Annotated in this window: 18 protein-coding genes; 17 read left to right on the top strand and 1 reads right to left on the bottom strand. The window is 53.0% G+C overall.

The genetic code is table 11. The features are described from left to right. The first annotated feature begins 33 nt into the window (after positions 1-33). The 12 genes from K6V98_RS02390 to K6V98_RS02335 all read left to right on the top strand — a co-directional run bounded on the left by K6V98_RS02390 (position 34) and on the right by K6V98_RS02335 (position 13,959). Positions 34-2,379, top strand: a complete 2,346-nt coding sequence (locus tag K6V98_RS02390; RefSeq protein WP_222198947.1) for a glycyl radical protein — start codon at positions 34-36, stop codon at positions 2,377-2,379. Continuing rightward, the gene (locus tag K6V98_RS02385; RefSeq protein ID WP_222198946.1) at positions 2,380-3,297 is read left to right on the top strand and encodes a glycyl-radical enzyme activating protein; all 918 of its coding nucleotides are present in this window, start codon (positions 2,380-2,382) and stop codon (positions 3,295-3,297) included. A gap of 190 nt (positions 3,298-3,487) precedes the next feature. Beyond that, complete coding sequence (locus K6V98_RS02380) at positions 3,488-4,165, top strand: transaldolase family protein (RefSeq protein ID WP_222198945.1); 678 nt, start codon at positions 3,488-3,490, stop codon at positions 4,163-4,165. A gap of 10 nt (positions 4,166-4,175) precedes the next feature. Then, complete coding sequence (locus K6V98_RS02375) at positions 4,176-4,610, top strand: PTS sugar transporter subunit IIA (protein WP_222198944.1); 435 nt, start codon at positions 4,176-4,178, stop codon at positions 4,608-4,610. A gap of 118 nt (positions 4,611-4,728) precedes the next feature. Further along, on the top strand, positions 4,729-5,805 hold the full coding sequence (locus K6V98_RS02370) for a PTS fructose transporter subunit IIC (RefSeq protein WP_222198943.1): 1,077 nt from the start codon (positions 4,729-4,731) through the stop codon (positions 5,803-5,805). A gap of 139 nt (positions 5,806-5,944) precedes the next feature. Then, on the top strand, positions 5,945-6,253 hold the full coding sequence (locus K6V98_RS02365; protein WP_306792670.1) for a PTS fructose-like transporter subunit IIB: 309 nt from the start codon (positions 5,945-5,947) through the stop codon (positions 6,251-6,253). Positions 6,254-6,580: 327 nt separating this feature from the next. After that, positions 6,581-8,185: a methionine--tRNA ligase gene (gene metG, locus K6V98_RS02360; RefSeq protein WP_222198942.1), complete on the top strand. Its 1,605-nt coding sequence runs from the start codon at positions 6,581-6,583 to the stop codon at positions 8,183-8,185. Positions 8,186-8,210: 25 nt separating this feature from the next. Beyond that, complete coding sequence (gene rsmA / locus K6V98_RS02355; protein ID WP_222198941.1) at positions 8,211-9,095, top strand: 16S rRNA (adenine(1518)-N(6)/adenine(1519)-N(6))-dimethyltransferase RsmA; 885 nt, start codon at positions 8,211-8,213, stop codon at positions 9,093-9,095. A gap of 30 nt (positions 9,096-9,125) precedes the next feature. Further along, positions 9,126-10,196, top strand: coding sequence for a TatD family hydrolase (locus tag K6V98_RS02350; protein WP_371734502.1), 1,071 nt, complete (start codon positions 9,126-9,128; stop codon positions 10,194-10,196). 200 nt (positions 10,197-10,396) lie between these two features. After that, positions 10,397-11,779 carry a D-alanyl-D-alanine carboxypeptidase family protein gene (locus K6V98_RS02345; protein WP_306792669.1) on the top strand — a complete coding sequence of 461 codons (1,383 nt, stop codon included), beginning with the start codon at positions 10,397-10,399 and terminating at the stop codon, positions 11,777-11,779. Positions 11,780-11,856: 77 nt separating this feature from the next. Then, positions 11,857-12,540 carry a winged helix-turn-helix domain-containing protein gene (locus K6V98_RS02340; RefSeq protein ID WP_222198940.1) on the top strand — a complete coding sequence of 228 codons (684 nt, stop codon included), beginning with the start codon at positions 11,857-11,859 and terminating at the stop codon, positions 12,538-12,540. Positions 12,541-12,543: 3 nt separating this feature from the next. Beyond that, positions 12,544-13,959 carry a sensor histidine kinase gene (locus tag K6V98_RS02335; protein WP_222198939.1) on the top strand — a complete coding sequence of 472 codons (1,416 nt, stop codon included), beginning with the start codon at positions 12,544-12,546 and terminating at the stop codon, positions 13,957-13,959. Here the strand turns inward: K6V98_RS02335 and K6V98_RS02330 are convergent. Further along, entirely contained in the window at positions 13,956-14,732 is a 777-nt protein-coding gene (locus tag K6V98_RS02330) for a DeoR/GlpR family DNA-binding transcription regulator (protein ID WP_222198938.1), read from the bottom strand. The genes K6V98_RS02335 and K6V98_RS02330 overlap by 4 nt on opposite strands. Positions 14,733-14,941: 209 nt before the next feature. Here K6V98_RS02330 and ulaA point away from each other — a divergent pair, with 209 nt between their 5' ends. The 5 genes from ulaA to deoC all read left to right on the top strand — a co-directional run bounded on the left by ulaA (position 14,942) and on the right by deoC (position 19,314). Then, positions 14,942-16,354, top strand: a complete 1,413-nt coding sequence (gene ulaA / locus K6V98_RS02325; protein ID WP_222198937.1) for a PTS ascorbate transporter subunit IIC — start codon at positions 14,942-14,944, stop codon at positions 16,352-16,354. Between the two features lie 124 nt (positions 16,355-16,478). Next, on the top strand, positions 16,479-16,760 hold the full coding sequence (locus K6V98_RS02320; protein ID WP_306792668.1) for a PTS sugar transporter subunit IIB: 282 nt from the start codon (positions 16,479-16,481) through the stop codon (positions 16,758-16,760). 101 nt (positions 16,761-16,861) lie between these two features. Further along, positions 16,862-17,710, top strand: a complete 849-nt coding sequence (locus K6V98_RS02315) for a transketolase (RefSeq protein ID WP_222198936.1) — start codon at positions 16,862-16,864, stop codon at positions 17,708-17,710. Positions 17,711-17,716: 6 nt separating this feature from the next. Continuing rightward, positions 17,717-18,676 (top strand): transketolase family protein, encoded by a 960-nt coding sequence (locus K6V98_RS02310; protein ID WP_222198935.1) that lies wholly within the window; start codon positions 17,717-17,719, stop codon positions 18,674-18,676. Next, complete coding sequence (gene deoC / locus K6V98_RS02305; protein WP_222198934.1) at positions 18,673-19,314, top strand: deoxyribose-phosphate aldolase; 642 nt, start codon at positions 18,673-18,675, stop codon at positions 19,312-19,314. Before K6V98_RS02310 ends, deoC begins: the two co-directional genes overlap by 4 nt. The last annotated feature ends 207 nt before the right edge of the window (positions 19,315-19,521 follow it).

Raw genomic sequence — 19,521 nt, 5'->3', positions numbered from 1 at the left:
AGATAATAAACAATAGTTAACGAGGACAGGAAGATGGAAGCAATGGCAGCAGAGCGCATTCAAACACTACGAGAGCATATGCTCAACGAGCCACGCTACGCTTCAATTGAGCAGGCTAAAATCATTACGGAATCCTATCAAAAGCATCCAAATGAGCCTCGTATTTTGCAGCGCGCTCATGCGCTTGCTGCAGCTCTTGAGCAGATGGAAATCACAATCGATCCGCTTGAGCTGATTGTTGGTAATCGCACGGCTGGCGTGCGTGCTGGCGTGGTTTTTCCAGAAGCTGGTAGCTCATGGGTTGATCGAGAGCTTGAGACCCTGCCAAGTCGTCCACAAGATACCTTCAATGTGCACGAGGAAGATATTGAATACTTCCGGCGGATAATTAAGCCCTTTTGGAAAGACGCTTCGCTTGAAGATCGTATTCGCATCGACCATGGTGAAGAGCTGAAAGAGATTGGCCGCGTAGCCAAGATTAACCAGACTGATCACGCCCAAGGTCATATCAATCCAAACTGCCGTACCTGGCTTTCCAAAGGACCTCTTGGCTTGAAGACAGAGGCGCTTTCGCATCTTGAGATGGCAGACTCAGAGAAGCGGCCATTTTATCAGGCAGTGGTTCTTGTTATGGACGGGGCAATTGCCTTCATGCGCCGCTATGCTGCCCTCGCTCGTACGCTCGCAACGAGCCATCCAGAGGCTGCAGAAGATCTTATGCAGGTAGCAACGATATGCGATGCCCTCGCAGAGCGACCGGCAAAAACCTTTCATGAGGCCCTGCAAGGCCTTTGGTTTTTATTCGTAATCCTGCAGATGGAATCAAATGCTTCATCGTTTTCACCTGGTCGCCTCGATATGGTGCTGGAGCCGTACTACCGCACGAGTATTTCGGATGGTATGAGCAAGGATCGCGCCTTAGAGCTCATCGAATGCCTCTTTCTTAAGTTCAACCAAATTGTGTATATGAGAAGTGCCAGCAGCGCGCGATATTTTGCTGGCTTTCCCATTGGTTTCAATATTGCAGTTGGCGGACAAGATCGCACGGGTGCCAACGTAGAAAATGACCTGTCCTATCTCTTCTTACAAGCGCAAGAAGAGCTGGGTTTGCCGCAGCCCAATCTCTCAGTACGCCTGCATGAAAACACGACAGATAGCCTGCTTAAAAAGGCAATTCGTGTGGTGGCAAAGGGTAGTGGCATGCCGCAGTTCTTTAACGATGAGGCGGTTGTGCCAGCTCTTGAGGAGTTGGGCGTGGATCCTGCCGATGCGCTTGACTATGCCATCGTGGGCTGTGTTGAGCTTACAACTCAAGGTGACAATCTTGGGTGGAGCGATGCGGCCATGTTCAACCTCAACAAGGCACTTGAACTCACGCTGACCGGTGGCGTCGATTTAGTGACCGGACGCGTTTTGGGGCCTGATTTTGGCAGCTTGGACACGTATGCAAGCTATGAGGAGCTTGAGGCTAGCTTTGCCAAGATGATCGACTACTACATGGATCGTATGGTTGAGGCCTGCGCGTGGGTGGAAGCGGCTCATATAGATCTGTTGCCCACGGCATTTTTGTCTGCCGTGATTGATGATTGTCTTGAGCGGGGTATCGACGTTACTGCAGGTGGTGCCCACTATAACTTCTCAGGCATTCAGATGATTCAGGTTGCGAATTTGGCTGATAGCCTTGCTGCCTTAAAGATGCTGGTGTATGACGAGCAGGTTGTAAGTGCACATGAGATGCTTCAAGCGCTGCGAGATAACTTTGAGGGTCACGAAATCCTGCATGCGCGGATTTTAAACAAGGTGCCTAAGTACGGCAATGATGTTGCTTGGGTTGATGAGTTGGGATGCCGTTGGGCAGAGTACTTCCAGACGCGCTTGCGTAGTTTTACCAATTATCGAGGCGGCCCCTATCACACAGGCATGTATACCGTTTCTGCTCATGTGCCTATGGGAGAAAATGTGGGGGCAAGCCCTGATGGACGCCTCTCCCAAACGCCGTTGGCAGATGGTGGCATGAGCCCCATGTATGGACGTGATTTAGATGGCCCGACCGCCGTGCTCAAGTCAGTCGCACGCCTGGATCCTTCGCTCACCTCAAACGGCGGCTTGCTCAATATGAAATTCTTGCCCTCATTTTTCGCAACTGAGCAGGGCATTGATAAGTTCGCCCTCTTCTTGCACTCCTTTGTGGATCTCAAAATTCCGCACATCCAGTTCAATGTTGTGCGACGCGAAGATCTCATAGCTGCTCAGCAAGATCCTGAGCGCTATCGGAGCCTGACGGTGCGTGTAGCAGGCTATACGGCGTACTTTACCGAGCTTGCCGGTAAGCTGCAGGACGAGATCATTGCTCGGACTTCCTATGCGGATATGTCGTAAATGAAAGGTGTTGTGTTCGATATCCGGCGCTTCTCTACCCATGATGGGTCAGGCTTGCGCACCAGCGTGTTTTTAAAGGGCTGTCCTTTGCGCTGTGTTTGGTGCCAAAACCCTGAGGGGCTGGATCCACATCCTTCTCCCGTATGGTTTGCCGAACCTTGTATTGGTTGCGGAACCTGCATTGCTCTCAGCGCGTCTGGGGGAGTGCGCGTGAGCGGTCATGGAATTGCACTTGATCCGCATGCCGATGAAGCTTGGGATGCTCTGATGCATGCGTGCCCAACGGGTGCGTTGCGCTGGGATTCCCAGAGTATTGAGGCCAGTGAGCTCGCAGACGAGCTTGAGCGCGACCGCGTGTTTTTTCGCGATCAAGGCGGGGTGACCCTTTCTGGGGGCGAGCCGCTTATGCAGGCGGATTTTGCCGCAGAGCTCTTAGGTATTTTGCGAGCGCGCGGGATTCATACTGCGATTGAGACGAGCCTTGCTGCGCCGAGCGCCAAGGTACAGCGCGTGCTTCCTTTGGTTGATGAGATATTTTGCGACTATAAACTGGCAGATGACGAGCTTCACCGCCGTCTTGTTGGCGCGTCGAACCAGCAGATCCTGAAAAACCTCTCTTGGCTTTTACACTCTTCTTTGCGGGATCGCGTCACTGTTCGCACGCCCTTAATCCCTACCATGACTGCCACAGAAGAAAACCTTGCCGCGATTGGTTCAGACCTCGTGGCGCTGTATCCCAACGTTCGCGTTGAGCTTTTGAATTACAACCCGCTTGCCGCAGCGAAATATCGAGACGGCCAGCGTAGCTACTGTTTTTCAGATGAGGAAAACCCTCAGCTGTATTCCAAAGAAGCCATGCATGCGTTTGGAGAGGTGATGAAAGACGCTGGCGTAAGAAACCTGATTATAGAGGCGTAGTGGCAAAGCGGTGAGCTACGGGTTTCGCGAGGGTTTCTTGGGATCCCGCGTGTGTTTGCGGGTGACACAAAGTCCGAAAGCACAAGCCAAACGACATGAAATCCCGAGGTCAACGCCTTTGCAGGTGTGGCTGTATGAGCGTAGTAAGACGTCGGAAGTCCGGCGTCTTAGCAAGATAAAGGAGGAAGCTATGAAGCTCTGTATCGACGATGCTGATGTAGAAAAGATCCGAAGGATCTATGAGCGCTTTCCGGTGGATGGCGTCTCAACGAATCCCTCGATTCTTGCGGCATCTGGGAGACCGCCGTATGAGGTCTTGCATGAGATTCGTTCCATCATTGGTGATGATGGCGAGCTTTTTGTGCAGGTGATCAGTAACTCTGCTGAGGGCATGCTTGCTGAGGCGAAGCGCATATGCGCTGAGCTGGGGGCATCCACCTTAGTCAAGGTTCCGTCTACGCCTGAGGGCTTTCGTGCCATGCGTATGCTGAAAGCAGCAGGTATTCGCTTTATTGGAACGGCTATCTATACCGCTATGCAGGGATTTCTTGCTGCAAAATGCGGCGCTGAATACGCTGCTCCGTATGTAAACCGCATTGACAATATGGGTTTTGATGGCGTGAAGGTTGCCTGTGAGATTCACGATTCAATTGTTGCTGCAGGTCTGCCGAGCGGTCTTTTAGCAGCAAGTTTTAAGAATAGCCAGCAGGTTCTTGAGCTCGTGCGTTATGGAGTCAAAGGAGTAACTGTTGCTCCTGATCTGATTGAGGGCTTGGTTAAAAACGCCGCTATTGATGCAGCGGTTGATGCGTTTACACAAGACTTTGAGACGCTGGTTGGCACCGGTGCCACCATGGCTGATTGCTGAGGTGATGGTAATGGAGCTCATGACCCCAGATCTTGTGTTATTTGACCTTCAGGCTACAAGCAAAGAAGACGTCATTCGAGCGCTTGCGCATGCCATGGATGCGAGTAATCGGCTTTCAGATCTTGAGGCCTATGTAGCTGATGTATTTGCGCGCGAAGCTATGGGCACAACTGCCTTAGGCTTTCGTGTTGCCACACCGCATGCCAAGTCGGAAGCGGTGAGTGTTGCTTCCCTTGGTTTTGCCCATCTTGCTCATCCGATTGATTGGGATGGGGAGCAGGTTGATTTGGTGTTTCAGATTGCCGTTCCGCTTGCTGAGGCGGGCGATCGGCATCTGGTTATTCTGGCGCAGTTGGCTCGACAGTTAATTCATGCGGATTTTAGAGAGCGGCTCGCTTCTACGTCGGCTCCCGCTGAGGTTGTTGACCTCGTGGGGATTGCGTAGAAAGAGGCGGCGATCTTCTCAGGCGTTGCTTTTGGAGCGCGCACCCGAGAGCGGTGCCGCAGCAGATCAATTCAGGTAATGACCGAGCTAATACAAGTCTTTGAGAAAGGAAACTGTCATGAGTGATCTTATTACGACGCTCAAAGGAACTCGCCAGCATCTGATGAACGGCGTGAGCCATATGATCCCGGTTGTGGTGGCGGGAGGCATTATTTTTGCTGTTGCTACCATGCTTTCTATGTCGAGCGTTCAGCAGGGAGCCGGTGTTTCATCCGAGGGTATCATAGGCATTCTCGCGCAGATTGGTGGCACGGGTCTTGGCCTTATGGTGCCGGTGCTTTCCGCCTTTATTGCGGCCTCTATTGCCGATCGTCCCGGCATTGCCCCCGGCCTTATTGGAGGCCAGCTCGCCGTTAATGTAGGCGCGGGCTTTATTGGGGGCATTTTGGCTGGCTTGCTTGCAGGCATCTGCGCATTTTTGCTCAAGAAGCTCCCTTTGCATAAGTCCATTCGCTCACTGAAGTCGATCATTATTATTCCGATTGTCTCTTCGCTGGTTGTGGGTTTCACCATGATTTGCGTTATTGGTGGTCCGTGTGCATGGCTGCTGAACGCCATGACTGAGTGGCTCACAACAATGGATGGCACGAGCGCAATTGCAGTTGGAGCTATTACCGGTGCCATGATCTGTTTTGATCTGGGCGGCCCGCTCAATAAGGTGGCATATTCCACCGGTGCGGCTGTTGTGGGAACGATGGTTGCTGCTGGGCAAAACAGCACCTTTATGGGACCGATCTCGATTGCTATTGCAATCCCTCCAATTGCCTTAGGTATTGAGTCGATGGTACTGCGCAACAAGTTTACGAACGAGGAGCGCGAGGCAGGCATTGGAGCCATTGCCATGGGCATCTGCGGCATTACGGAGGGTGCAATCTCGTATACCACCGCAAGTCCGATTCTCATCCCTATCAATGTGGTGTCTGGAGCCATCGGCGGCGCGATTGCTGGTGCGCTCGGCGTGTGGTGCAATGCGGCCTGGGGTGGCTTGGTCGTGTTGCCGGTCACTTCGGCGCTCACCTATGTGGCGAGCTTGGCGTTAGGCATTGCGGCTCATATGGCGCTCGTGTTCTTTTTGAAGCGCGAGACAAAGCCTGCTGTTGTTGAAGAAGAGCTTGAGATCGAGTTTGAGCTCTAAGGGGCGCGGCTGGTTAGTTGTTGTGTAGTGCCTGTTCGAGCAGCTGCGTGTCTTGTATCCACGTGTTTGAAGCAGTTGGCAGCGCTGCTCGTGTGCTACTCAACACCTTGGGATGTCACAGAACAAAGGAGAGTATCTGATGAAAATTTTAGCGGTAACGGCTTGCCCTTCTGGCGTGGCTCATACCTATATGGCAGCAGAGGCCATTGATGATGCATGCAAGCGTGTGGGGATTCCCTGCAAGGTAGAAACCCAGGGTTCAATTGGAATCGAAAACGAGATCACCCCTGCAGATCTTGAGGGTGCAACGGCGGTAATCCTCACCAACGATATGCCAATTAAACATGTTGATCGCTTTGAGGGCATTCCTAAGGTAAAGGTTGGTGTAGGTGCTGCAATTAAGCAGGCAGATGCCATTGTGACTAAGATTGTTGAGAAGCTCGGCTAGCACAGGTAATAGATGGTACGTGTGCAAGAGCCTCACGTTGCGGATGGAGCGGTGAGGCTCTGGCCGTACGTTGCTCACTTCGCACATATACCCGGGGCGTATGTCTAAGGCCTTAATGTGCCCGGTTGAGGTGTTGTGAGAGCATCTGAGGCTGTGTGAACACTGCGTTGCGCGCGCTCGTGCTCAGCAGGTTTATCTATTTTGGAAGCCCCCGCTTTGGGCTCTTATGAAGACCTGAGCGAGGGCTTCAGTTGTCTCTCTCCCTGCTTGGCCTTGCATGCGCTAGACTAATTGGGCAAAGAAACGTGCGAGAAGGGACCCGCGCAGATGGGCACGAAGCCTTCCTATTACATCACCACCCCCATTTACTACGTAAATGCTGATCCACACCTAGGTACGGCCTATTCCACTATCATGGCGGACGTTCAGGCACGCTTTCGCCGGGCGAGCGGCCAAGACGTGCTCTTTCTTACGGGTATGGATGAGCATGGTCAAAAGGTTGCTGAGGCTGCAGCGGCTCATGGTATGACCCCACAGGAGTGGTGTGACTCCCAGGCTCCACATTTTGAAGCGCTCTGGCAAGAGCTTGAGATTTCAAACGATGATTTCATCCGCACCACCGAGCCGCGTCAGTATCGAGCGGTTGCGTACTTGTGGGAGCGCATGCGTGAATCTGGCTATCTGTATAAGGGAAGCTATGACGGATGGTATTGCGTGCCAGAGGAAACCTTCTTTACTGAGACTCAGGTTTCTAAATCAGATGAAGCGCATGGAACGTCCGGCGCGCATCTCTGCCCAGATTGCGGTCGTCCGCTTGAGCGCGTGCAAGAGGAGAGTTGGTTCTTCAAGCTCTCTGCCTTCCAAGATCGCCTGCTTGCATGGTATGACGAGCATCCGAACTTTGTGCAGCCCGATTTTCGTATGAATGAGGTCAGAAGTTTTGTAGCTGGCGGCCTGAATGACCTGTCCGTTTCACGAAATACCTTTGACTGGGGCATTCCGGTTCCTTTTGATGAGGATCACGTTACCTACGTATGGTTTGACGCACTGCTCAACTATATGACCGCTATTGGCTTTGGTGAGGATACCGATGCCGCCCGTGCTAAGCTGGCGTATCGCTGGCCTGCACAAGACCATATTGTGGGCAAAGACATCATCCGTTTTCACTGCGTGATCTGGCCTGCCATGCTCATGGCGATTGGCGAGGCCTTGCCTGAGCGGGTCTTTGCTCATGGATTCTTGCTGGTGAGAAATGATGAAACGGGCAAGGGCGAGAAGATGTCTAAGAGCCGGGGCAACGCCATTGCTCCGCGCGAGGTCATTGATCTGTTGGGTGTTGAGGGTTATCGCTACTACTTTATGACCGACGTTGAGCCGGGAGACGACGGAGCTATTTCTTTCTCGCGCATGCGCCAGGTCTACAACGCTGATCTTGCTAATAGCTGGGGAAATCTGATTTCTCGCTCGCTCAATATGAGTGCAAAGTATTTTGAAGGTGCCTCCCCCGAGCGACCACAAGATCTTGCAGCGTATGAAAACCCGCTTGCTCGTATTGCTGAGGGCTTGGCAGAGCGCTACGCAAAGAAGATGGAGGCTTTCGCGTATGGGGAGGCAGCGGCTGAGGTGATGGCACTTGTTCATGCCGCGAATCGCTATATTGAAGACGCCGAGCCGTGGAGTTTGGCAAAAGATCCAGCCCGTGCTGATGAGCTTGCCTTCGTGATCTATACCTTACTTGAGGCAATCCGCATTGCGGCTCATTTGTTTGCACCCTTTATGCCTGCGACTTCAGCCGAGGCTCTGCGCCGCATTGGTATCTCCGACCAGATTGCAACCGATGACCTCTTCGCTACCTGCACGTGGGGCGGATATGTCGGCGGGCTTGCGGTGGAAAAGGGCGTGGCGCTGTTCCCGCGTCTGCAGGAGGCGTAAGCGCCGTGCTCTCTCAGCAGATGCTATGACTACATCACCCCTTGCAAGTCCTGCGGCAACTCGCGTCCTGCTTGAGGCTCATGGGCTTTTTGCCAAGCATCACCTCGGTCAAAACTTTCTCGTGGATAATCACGTGATTGAGCGAATCATGCGCTTAGCTGCTCTTTCGGGTTCCGAGCGCGTGCTTGAGGTAGGGCCAGGTATCGGCACGCTCACGTTGGCATTGGTACAAGAGGCTGCTCAGGTTGTCTCGGTTGAGATGGACTCAAGCCTTGAGCCAATTTTGGCTGAGCATGCGGCTTCGCACCCAAACTTTACGTATTTGATGGGAGATGCCCTTCAGGTATCTGCTCACGAGATTGCTCAAGCCGCTGGTGGAGAACCAACAATCTTGGTGGCAAATCTGCCTTATAACGTTGCAGCAACCATTATCCTGGCGTATTTTCAGGAGCGTCCAGCGCTCAAGACCGCCGTGGTGATGGTACAAAAAGAGGTGGCAGATCGTATTGGTGCGCACCCGGGAACGAAAGCCTATGGAGCCTATACCGCAAAGCTTGCCTTGTTTGGACGGGTTGCGGGTCGCTTTGAGGTGCCGCCGCGTTGCTTTATGCCGGCTCCACATGTGGATTCTGCGGTGGTGCGCATAGAGCGCTATGAGCCACATGAAAGCCCGCTGCCTCGGGGCTTGCACGCAAGCGATGTGGCTCAGGTAATTGATGCGGGCTTTTTACAGCGGCGAAAGACCATTCGCAATTCTATGGCTGCCGCTGGTTTTGACAAAGCCCAGCTCGATTGTGCGTTTGCCGCAGCGGGCATTCACCCGGGTGCACGTGGGGAGACACTTGAGGTTTCCGATTTTATTCGCCTCACAAAAGCCCTTGCACTGGGCGCTGGCGAGCATGCAAGTTGATTTCTGTGTTTGAGGACGTAGGTGAGCTGTGTGAATAATCTCAGTTCAGAGGAGCCGCAAGAGCGCGCTGGTGATGAGCGGGCAGATAAGCCTGCTATCAACCTCGCAGTACCGCTTACCTTTGAGAAGCGCATCAAGAAGCGGATGCGTTCCTTTGAAGTGCCCACGCTCGCCGCTCCTGCTGCCGATACGCATGGACACCTCACGTGTTTTTGGGAAAAGGATCCCGTTGCGTGCTTGCTGCGCGCAGCACAGGCTGGCGTGCAGTTCATCGTGACGCTCTTTGATCCGGTGGGAGATGATATGAAGCTCGATGCCTACCAGCGTGCCTTGCGCACGTGGTTGGATACGGCTTCAACTGAGCTGGAGGTATCTTCACCGGCTGTGCCTACACCGGCTGTGCCGCAGGTGCGCTATCTCGTAGGCGTCCATCCATACGGTGCTGCTCACTACACTGAAGAGTTGCGCTCCACCATACTGCTTGCACTGAATGATCCTCAGTGTGCAGGCATTGGCGAGATTGGCCTTGATTACCATGTGGATGCCGAGGGTGAGTATGCACCTGCCCCGCGTGAGGTGCAGCTTGCTGCTCTGGCAGATCAGCTACGTATCGCTCATGAATACCAGCTTCCTGTTGAGCTGCATGTAAGAAATGATGATAGTGACCCTGAGCGCCAGGCTCACGCAGATGTCTTTCAGCTTCTGAGAGAGCTGGGCGTGCCAGAGACGGGCTGTGTGTTGCATTGCTTTGGAGAAGATCGCACGACCATGGAGCAGGCGGTTGATCTGGGCTGCTATATCGCGTACGGAGGCGCTGCAACCTTTAACAGAAACGAAGCGGTGCGCGATGCCTTTGCCGCCACGCCACTGGAACGTATCGTGTTTGAAACCGACTGCCCGTACATGGCTCCGATGCCTTTGAGAGGCACTGAGTGTGAGCCTGCCATGATTGCCTTTACGATCGACGCACTCTCAAAAGATCGTGCATTGCGCACGGGGGAAGATCCAGCAATCATCCAGTACGCCGCGTGGGAAAATGCAAATCGTCTCTTTAGCTCGGCGGCTCTTATCGCTCCTGGCAAGCTTGAGCACCGCTTCTAGCTTGTATGGGAAAGTGCATCCGAACGGCGAGCTAGGTGGCGTCATGTGAGGTATCGTCTCTTCAGTCGCTTGGGAGTGCGCAATCGGCCTCCACTTGGGAGCGTGCAATCGACCCACGAAGCCTGGCTTCTCACAAAAAGTTGCCTGCGTGGCATAATAGACGGGGAGTTTGCACAAAACGATTGACCCGGAGGGTCTCTATGGATCAAATGTCTCACCAAGTTGCTCGCGCTCCGAAGGCAAGGCATACGTTTGCCGCCTGCCTGGCGTCTGCCCTCATAGCCCTTGCATTGCTCCTTGCCCTGCCTCAAACCGCAGAAGCGACGCGTCTCGATACCGATATGGTTTTGGGACAGACAGCCTCGGCGCAAGGTATTTCAGAGGTCGACATGCCCGATCTGGAATGCCACGCAGCTATCGTGGTTGGCAAGGATGGGACAACCTATTTTGAGCGCAATGCCGATGAAGAGATTAAGATCGCATCGATCACGAAGGTCATGACTGCAATTGTTGCCCTTGAGCATGCAAAGCTCGCCGATACGATTACGGTAGATGAGGCGGCGGCAAAGGTTGGTCAGTCTTCTGCCGATCTAAAAGAAGGCGATACCATGCCGCTTTCAACCGCGCTTAAGGCACTTTTGGTGACCTCGGGTAATGATGCGGCCATGGCAATTGCTACTACTATTGGAAAAAAGATTGATCCCGCAAGTGCCAACCCATACAAAACCTTTGTGGAAGCAATGAATACCAAGGCCGCTGAGCTCGGGATGGAGCACAGTCTCTTTGAAAACCCTCATGGTCTTGATTTTGACGGCTGGGAGGGGGAGTTGCACTCTTCTGCCCGAGACGTGGCCACCATGTACGCCTATGCCATGCAAAATGAGGACTTCCGCCGCATTGATGCAGACGGCGATCCCATGATGGTTGTGAAGGGAGCAGATGGGGCAGAGCGCAGCATCAAGATCTTGGTGAGAAATGAAATCTTGGGGCAGGGAGGCAATATTGGTGGAAAAACCGGTGGTACCTATATTGCCCTTCAATGCTTTGTTGGAGCTTTCTCTCAAGATGCTGGTGGCGAGATCTATACCGTTACGCTTGGCTCAGATGGTAGCGATCAGCGCTGGGCAGATACGCGAGCGCTTGCCAATTGGTACTACGGTCATACCGTGGACTATCCCTTAGTGGCTTCTGAGCGCACAACAGCGGATGGTCGGCCGCTGATTGCGCGTGTGCCGAACCGTGCATGGTCAGACAAGACGGTGGAGGTCACAGCTACAGATCCTGATGCAGCCGTTTCGCTCTTTAATCTTGCGGGCAAGGTAGAGCTCCACCCTGAGTACCGCGCAATCGACGGTGGCGTGCGCGCCGGAGATACTGTTGGTTCTTTAGTGGTTAAGCAAGCGGGCAAGGAGCTTGGCAAGGTTGACTTGGTTTCCGCAGAAAACCAAGATGGACCAGATCCTCTTTCTTACTTGCTTGTACTCATCGATCGCGCTATCCGCTTCTTTACGGGCGAGCCTGGGCAAGCGAGCGCTGAGGAGTTTTTTGAAACCCCAGATGCTCTTGCCCTGAGTGCTCACTAGAGAAGTTTCAAGCCCTTACGCCCTGCTTACAAAGCGGTTGTATTATGAGAACGTGATGTCTGCGTAAAGGAGGCACCGTGATTTACTACGTCGAGGATGACGACAATATTCGCAAGCTTGCGCTCTATGCCTTGCGCCAGCAGGGGATGGATGCTGAAGGTTTTAGCTGCGATAGCGAGTTTAAGGCAGCGGTTGCACGGCGGGTGCCCGATGCTGTGCTGCTCGATATTATGCTTCCTGATACCGATGGCTTAGAGATCCTCGCGCGCCTGCGAGCAGATCGAGAAACTGCTCAGGTTCCGATCATGATGCTCACCGCAAAAGATGCCGAGCTCGATAAGGTGATTGCCTTAGATGGTGGAGCCGATGATTATCTCACCAAACCTTTTTCACTCATGGAGTTTACGAGCCGATGCCGCGCCTTGCTGCGCCGGGGTGGCATGAATAGTCAAAAGGATTCCGATAGCGTAGAGATTGCTGGCGTTGCCTTGTCTCCAAGTCATCGCCGGGCTACGGTTGAGGGCGAGGAGCTTAAACTCACCCTTCGTGAGTTTGATCTGCTGGCCTTTTTGATGAGAAAACCCGGCATTGTGTTTTCTCGTGAGTCGCTTTTGCAAAGTGTGTGGGGCTGGGACTTTGATGGTGGCTCTCGCACGGTTGACGTGCATGTGCAGACGCTTCGTCAAAAACTTGGCAATCATGCGCATCTCATTGAAACCGTTCGTGGTGTGGGCTACCGCTTCGCTGAGGCCTCGGAGTAGTTCATGGCTGCACGTTCGGGAGGCCAATCCCTTGCCACCCGCGTTTTTAGAACTATGTTTGCGGTGGCGCTGGTGTCTATCCTGCTGTTTTCTGTGGTAGGAACCCTCTATATGCAAGGGCGACTTGCCCAGGTTATTCGTGAGGGCTTGGCAGATGAGGCCTCAATTGCTGCAGCTGCTTTGGATGACTCTTCAGATGATGAGGGACTGCTTGCTCGCTTAAAGAGCAATGGTACGCGCATGACCTTGGTGGATCCTGACGGCACAGTTTTGTTTGATAGCGCAGAGGATGCCAAAGAGCTTGGCAATCATGCACACCGACCTGAGATCGCAGATGCCCTGCGCGAGGGAAGAGGATCTTCTCGGCGATCGAGCTCAACCTTGGGCGAGGCCATGGCGTATGAGGCTGTTCGCTTGCAAGATGGGCGTGTGGTGCGTCTTGCAAAAGAGCAAGCAGGGCTGCTTTCTATCTTTTCTACGCTCATAGGTCCTGTAACAACCCTTGCCCTTGTCGCTGCCATAGCCGCGCTTATTACTGCACGTCGTGTTGCTGATTCAATTATTGCTCCTCTCAAATTGGTGGATCTTGATCATCCGAGGAGAAGCGTTGAGGGCACCTATATTGAGATGCGTCCCATGTTGGATCGTATAGAAAAGCAGCGCCAAGAGCTAAAGCGTCAGATGGCGGTGCTTGCCGATAACGATCGCATGCGTCGTGAGTTTACGGCCAATATTACCCATGAGCTGAAAACCCCGCTTACCACGGTTTCTGGCTATGCTGAGCTGATCGCCGAGGGTATGGTGGGCTCTGAGGCAGATACCAGAAAGTTTGCAGGTAGGATTCATCGCGAAGCAGGACGCTTGACTTCATTGGTAAACGATATTCTCACCCTTTCTAATTTGGATGAATCCGAGCATGCAGGCGCTGGAATATCTGATATCGACGGCGTTTTGGGACGAAGAGAAGAGATTGATCTGCCGCATTTGGTCAGAAGCATTTGTCAGCGTCTAGAAGATGTGGCCACTAAAAACAATGTGAGCCTGGCCGCCCAAGATGTTCAGGCTGCCTCAGTTCACGGTGTGCCCCGGCTTATGGAAGAGCTGGTGTATAACCTGGTGAGCAATGCGATCCGCTATAACAAGCCCGGCGGATCGGTGACGGTGAGCTCAGGCGTGCGCTCATGCGGCGAGCCTTTTGTGCGGGTGCACGATACGGGTATTGGCATTGCTGCTGAGGAGCAAGGAAAGATCTTTGAGCGTTTCTACCGGGTGGATAAGAGCCGTTCAAAATCTCGAGGTGGTACGGGCTTGGGGCTTGCAATCGTCAAGCATGCGGCTCTCTATCATAAGGCTGAGATTGAGCTGGAAAGCGAGCTGGGAAAAGGAACAACGATCACCGTTGTTTTTCCAGCTGTTTAGCCAAGAATGGGAATGCCTCGTTTCTCAAGCTCAGAAAGAATTGACGCATTCGTTGTGTCGGTGATAATTGCAGAGAAATCATCCACTGAGGCAAAGCGATAGCCCGACTCAATAGCAAATTTATCCTGATCGGCCAGCAAAAAACGCTCTGAGGCATTGTCGATCACTTTTCGCTTCACCATGCCATCATCCATATTGAATGACATAACGGCATTGCTGGGAATATGCACGCCATGAACGCCAATAAAGGCCTTAGAAAAGAGGAGCGGCTCAAGCAGACTTATTGAAGCAGTGCCAGTAAAGCCGGTTAGCTGAGGATTGAGAAAGCCTCCGGTTGCAAGGACGGTTACCTTGGGATTTGCTGCGATCAAGCGAGGAATCTCAAGCATATTCGTGGTTACAATGAGCCGCTTGTCACCTTCTGCAATTAAGTGTGCAAGCAAGAGATTGGTCTGAGAAATATCGAGAAAGATCGCGTCGCCCTCGTTGATTTCTTCCCAAGCGCGCTCAGCGACTGCCAAGCGTCCCGTTCGGTTGTCGGTGACTTGTAGCTCGGGGCTTTGAGCATGCGCTTCTGTTTCTGTTGCTGCTGGCTTGATGCGGGTCGCTCCGCCATAAGCTCGTATGCATAAGCCGGCATCGGCAAGCTCTCGTAAATCTTTTCGAATGCTATCAACGCTGACATGGAACAGCTTCGCCAGCTCTTCAACGGTTGCATGCCCAGTTGCATTGATGATCTCGAGGATCTTCTCTCGTCTCTGTCTGCGGAACACCTAAACCCCTCTCGATCCTCTCAATTATACGCACGAGGGCAAAGCGAATGGCTCGCACGTCGGCATCGAAAATAATACCGCTTACCGAATAACTAGATTGTATGTTCCCAATCCGGACAAAACAGGAAAGAACAGGAATAGACTTGATATGTTCCGAAAGGTCGGCGGAAGTGAGAACTGACGCCAGTTCGTAGAAACAGAGGTATGACATGGCAGTGCTCGACTTCATTGTCAACATCTTGTCAACACCGGCAATACTGGTCGGTCTCCTCGCCCTCTTGGGTCTTGCGCTGCAGCGCAAACCAATTGAGGAGATCGTCATGGGAACCATCAAAACGATTGTTGGTTTCTTGGTGCTCACCGCAGGCGCTGGCTTTTTGCAGTCAGGCTCGCTTTTGGCGTTTGGCGAGATTTTCAACTATGCCTTCAATATGCAAGGTGTAGTTCCAAATAATGAGGCAGTTGTCTCAATGGCGCTGACCGATTTTGGTCAGGCCTCTGCCCTCATTATGTGCATCGGTATGATTCTCAATATCGTGCTCGCTCGTTTTTCGCGTATGCACTATATCTTCTTGACGGGTCACCACACGCTGTACATGGCGTGCATGATCGCCGTTGTGCTTTCAATTGGCGGGCTTACCGGTTGGTCGCTCTACATTGCTGGTGCCTGCGTGCTTGCTCTGATCATGGTGATCTCTCCGGCATACTGCCAGCCAACATTTCGTAAGGTAACCGGTACCGATGGTGTGGCTCTTGGTCACTTTGGCGGTATTGGATACGCACTTGCTGGAGTTGTCGGCAAGCTGTTCAAGGGCTCTCGCTCAACCGAGGATATTAACTTCCCTAAGCGCCTGATCTTCCTGCGCGATACCACCGTTTCTATCTCCATCACGATGATGGTTCTGTTTGTGATTGTGACTGGTGTGGCTGTTGGGCGCGGCATTCTTGAGGCTGACCCTTCCCAGTTCCAGCACCTGAATGTTCTCCTCAATGTTGATACCGAGACCACAACCAACTGGATCGTTTGGGCACTGACTGCAGGCATGTCTTTTGCTGGCGGCGTGTATATCGTGCTTTCAGGCGTTCGCTTGATCGTGGGCGAGATCGTACCTGCCTTCAAGGGCATCGCAGAGCGCCTGGTTCCTGGTGCGGTTCCTGCTATTGACTGCCCGGTTGCTTACTCGTATGCGCCAAACGCAGTGATCATTGGCTTTTTGACCTCATTTGTTGCAGGCATTGCTGGCCTCTTCATCCTCTCGGCAATTGACTCCAACCTCACCCCTGTTGCCCTGATTCTTCCGGGCGTTGTTCCTCACTTCTTCTGCGGAGCTACCGCTGGTGTATTTGGAAACGCTGAGGGCGGCGTTAAGGGTTGCATTGCCGGTTCTGCCATTCATGGCTTGCTCATCACCATTCTTCCGGCCATCTGCATGCCGGTCTTTACCGCTCTGGGCTTTACGTCTGCAACATTTTCAGATGCAGACTTCTCCTGGATCGGAATCTTGTTTGGCAATCTGGCACAAACCATGCCGGGTATGCCGCTGTTGGCAATCTGCGTTGTCTGCTTCTTCATTCCTATCGTGTATAACTTTGTTGCTCCGAAGCGCACTAAGGCTGAGTAGTAGCCTGAGTTCTGCGTTGGGTGCCGAAAGGCCTGGGGTGTAAAACCCAACGTAGTACGCATTTGAGCTCTGTGTCATTGGGCGGGGAGTACAGATCCCCGCCCCGCTGCGAAAGGATTCACCAATGGATATCAAAAAGATTATGTGCGCCTGTGGCTCCGGTTTGGGATCGAGCCTCATGGTTGAGATCAATATTCAAGATGTTTTGAAGAAGATGGGGGTTGAAGGTGTGCAGGTTGAGCACACCACGGTATCGGACGTAAAGCCCGGTGCTGCAGACCTCTTTGTTGTTGGTCGCGACTTGGCCGATTTTATTAAGGGCGTACCTGCTGAGCAGGTAGTTGTTCTGAATAATATTGTTGATAAGGGCGAGCTTGAAGAGAAGCTTCGCGAAAAGATCGGGTAATGATCCGGGCGTCTCGCCTCGTTCTGGGCGTCTCGCCTCATGTGATAGGCAAAAGATGAGCGGACGGTTATCCGCCCGTTCGATTTGAGAGAGGAGAGCGGATGGAGCCCAATGAGCTTTTACAGCTAAAAAAGCTTGCTACCGCGATCCGTCGTGATGTGCTGGTTATGCTCGAGCGTGTTGGGTCGGGTCATCTCGGTGGCTCGATGTCCATTGCTGATCTGATGAGCGTCTTATATGGAAAGCGCCTTGCCTATGATCCAGAAAACCCAAGCTGGGAAGGGCGGGATCGCGTCGTCTTATCCAAGGGTCACGCCGGTCCTGCTTGGTATGCCGCCTTGGCCGAGCGTGGCTTTTTTGATAAAGAGGTGCTCTTGACGCTCAATGAAGGTGGCACGAACCTTCCATCACATCCAGACCGTACCAAGACGCCTGGTGTTGATATGACCACCGGATCGCTCGGCCAGGGCACATCTGTTGCTGCAGGAATTGCAACGGCACTCAAGCTAAAAAAGAACGACGCAAAGGTGTATCTCATTGTGGGCGATGGCGAGCTCAATGAGGGCCAGTGCTGGGAGGCGTTCCAGTATCTTGCTCACTATCGCCTCAATAATTGCATCGTGATCATCGACTGGAATAAGCGCCAGCTTGATGGAGCCTGCACCGAGGTCATGAATCCCTTTGATCTTGAGGAAAAGATGCGGGCATTTGGCTTTAAGACGCTGAGTGTGAACGGCCATGACATTGAAGCCCTTGATCAGGCCTTGGAAGCTGCTTCAGCGGTCAAAGACTCAGCGGTCTGCGTGATTATGGACACCATTAAGGGTGCTGGTATTCCATTTTTTGAGACCTATCCGGGCAATCATTCCGTCAAGTTTTCTGATCCAGCCTGTCGTGTGGCGGCAGATGAGGCAATTGCTGCGTTTGAAGCGCAGCTTGCAGGGGAGTGAGTGCCTATGTTTACATGCGTCATGAATCGCACACAAAAAGGCGCTGAGCTTCGCGACGTGATGGTTGAGTCAATTGGCTCTTTGATGGATGCTGATGATCGCGTGCTGGCACTTGAAGCCGACTTGGGAGATGCGAGCCGATTTACGCGCCTGGCAAAAACCCATCCTGGCAAGTTGATTCAATGTGGCATTTCGGAAGCAAACATGGTGGGGGTTGCTGCAGGTCTTTCATCCGAGGGCTTTCATCCCTTTTTGCATACCTTTGGGCCGTTTGCCACGCGTCGGTGCTTTGATCAGATATTCCTCTCAGGTGCGTACGCAAAAAATACGCTCACAATCTATGGGTCTGACCCGGGCTTTTGTGTAGGCACCAATGGCGGCACCCATACAACCTGGGAAGATATGGCGCTCATGCGCTCAATCCCGGGCGCTTTGGTATGTGATCCGGCAGATGAGGTGCAGCTGCGCTGGTTGGTTTCAGCGGTGGCTCAGCGCGATGGCATAAGCTATATCCGAGCAAATCGTAAGGCGGTACGTAATCTGTATGAGCAAGGCTCAACCTTTGAGCTTGGTCGAGCAAATTGCTTGCGCACAGGAGATGACGTGTTGCTTGTGGCCGAAGGTCAGCTCGTGAGCGATGCGCTCGATGCAGCAGAGGAGCTCAGTGCTGCCGGAATTGGCTGCACCGTGCTTGATATGTTTTGCATTAAGCCCTTGGATGAGGCGGCGATTCTTGAGCATGCCGAGAACAAGCGCCTGGTGGTGACCTTTGAAAACCATGGCGTGATTGGTGGTATGGGAGAAGCTGTTGCTGCCGTGATGGCTGAGCATGCTCTGCCAGCTCGTTTGGTTCGTATGGGCGTGCACGAGCGCTTTGGCCAGGTAGGTAATCCCGATTGGCTGCAGGCTGCGTATGGGCTTACGGCAACCGACGTTGTAAGGACTGTAAAGGAGGCGCTTGCATGAGCATTGCTTCAGTTATTGATCACACCCTGTTAAAACCAGAGGCAACGCGTGACCAAATTGTTCAGCTGTGTACCGAGGCAATTACCCATGGCTTTGCCTCGGTATGCGTGAACTCATGCTGGGTTTCTGAGGTGAGTGAGCGCCTCGTTGCCACCGATGTTCGCACGTGCACCGTTATTGGGTTTCCCTTAGGTGCGGCTTCAACGCATGCAAAGGCGGCTGAAGCTACCTATGCCGTACAAGATGGTGCCGATGAGCTTGATATGGTCATCAATATTGGGTGGTTGCGCTCGGGTGATTATGATGCGGTTCGAGATGATATCGCAGCAGTCGTTGAAGCAGCTCAGGGGCGCTGCGTAAAGGTCATTTTAGAGACCTGCCTGTTGAGCGACGAAGAGATACGGATCGCGGGCAAGCTGGCAGTGGATGCTGGCGCTTCGTTTGTGAAAACGAGCACTGGCTTTTCTTCGGGTGGAGCAACCGTTGAAACGGTAGCACTCATGGCTCAATCTGTTGCAGGTCGCTGCCAAGTAAAAGCCTCTGGCGGTATACATACCGCTGCTGAGGCCAAAGCCATGATTGAGGCTGGAGCTACGCGCATTGGCACGAGCTCAGGGGTTGCAATCGTAGAAGGTTAAGGTGTTCGGAGTAGCTTGCCTCTGGTAGCGCAGAAGGATTGAGTTGCGCCGTAGGCTGAGGTGGTAGATTGCCCGACCTGATAAAAACGCCCGCAGGATTAATCCTGTGGGCGTTTTGCTGGCAGACACTACACACGAGGCCTACTCAAGAACATTGCCGTTTCTCGTTCACCAACGAATCTCGCGTAATCCCGTCGCAGGGGTTCT

It is taken from the genome of Collinsella ureilytica, from assembly GCF_019795105.1.
Lineage (GTDB): Bacteria > Actinomycetota > Coriobacteriia > Coriobacteriales > Coriobacteriaceae > Collinsella > Collinsella ureilytica.
Note: the sequence above shows the minus strand (reverse complement) of the source record. Positions and strands in the feature narration are given on the sequence as shown.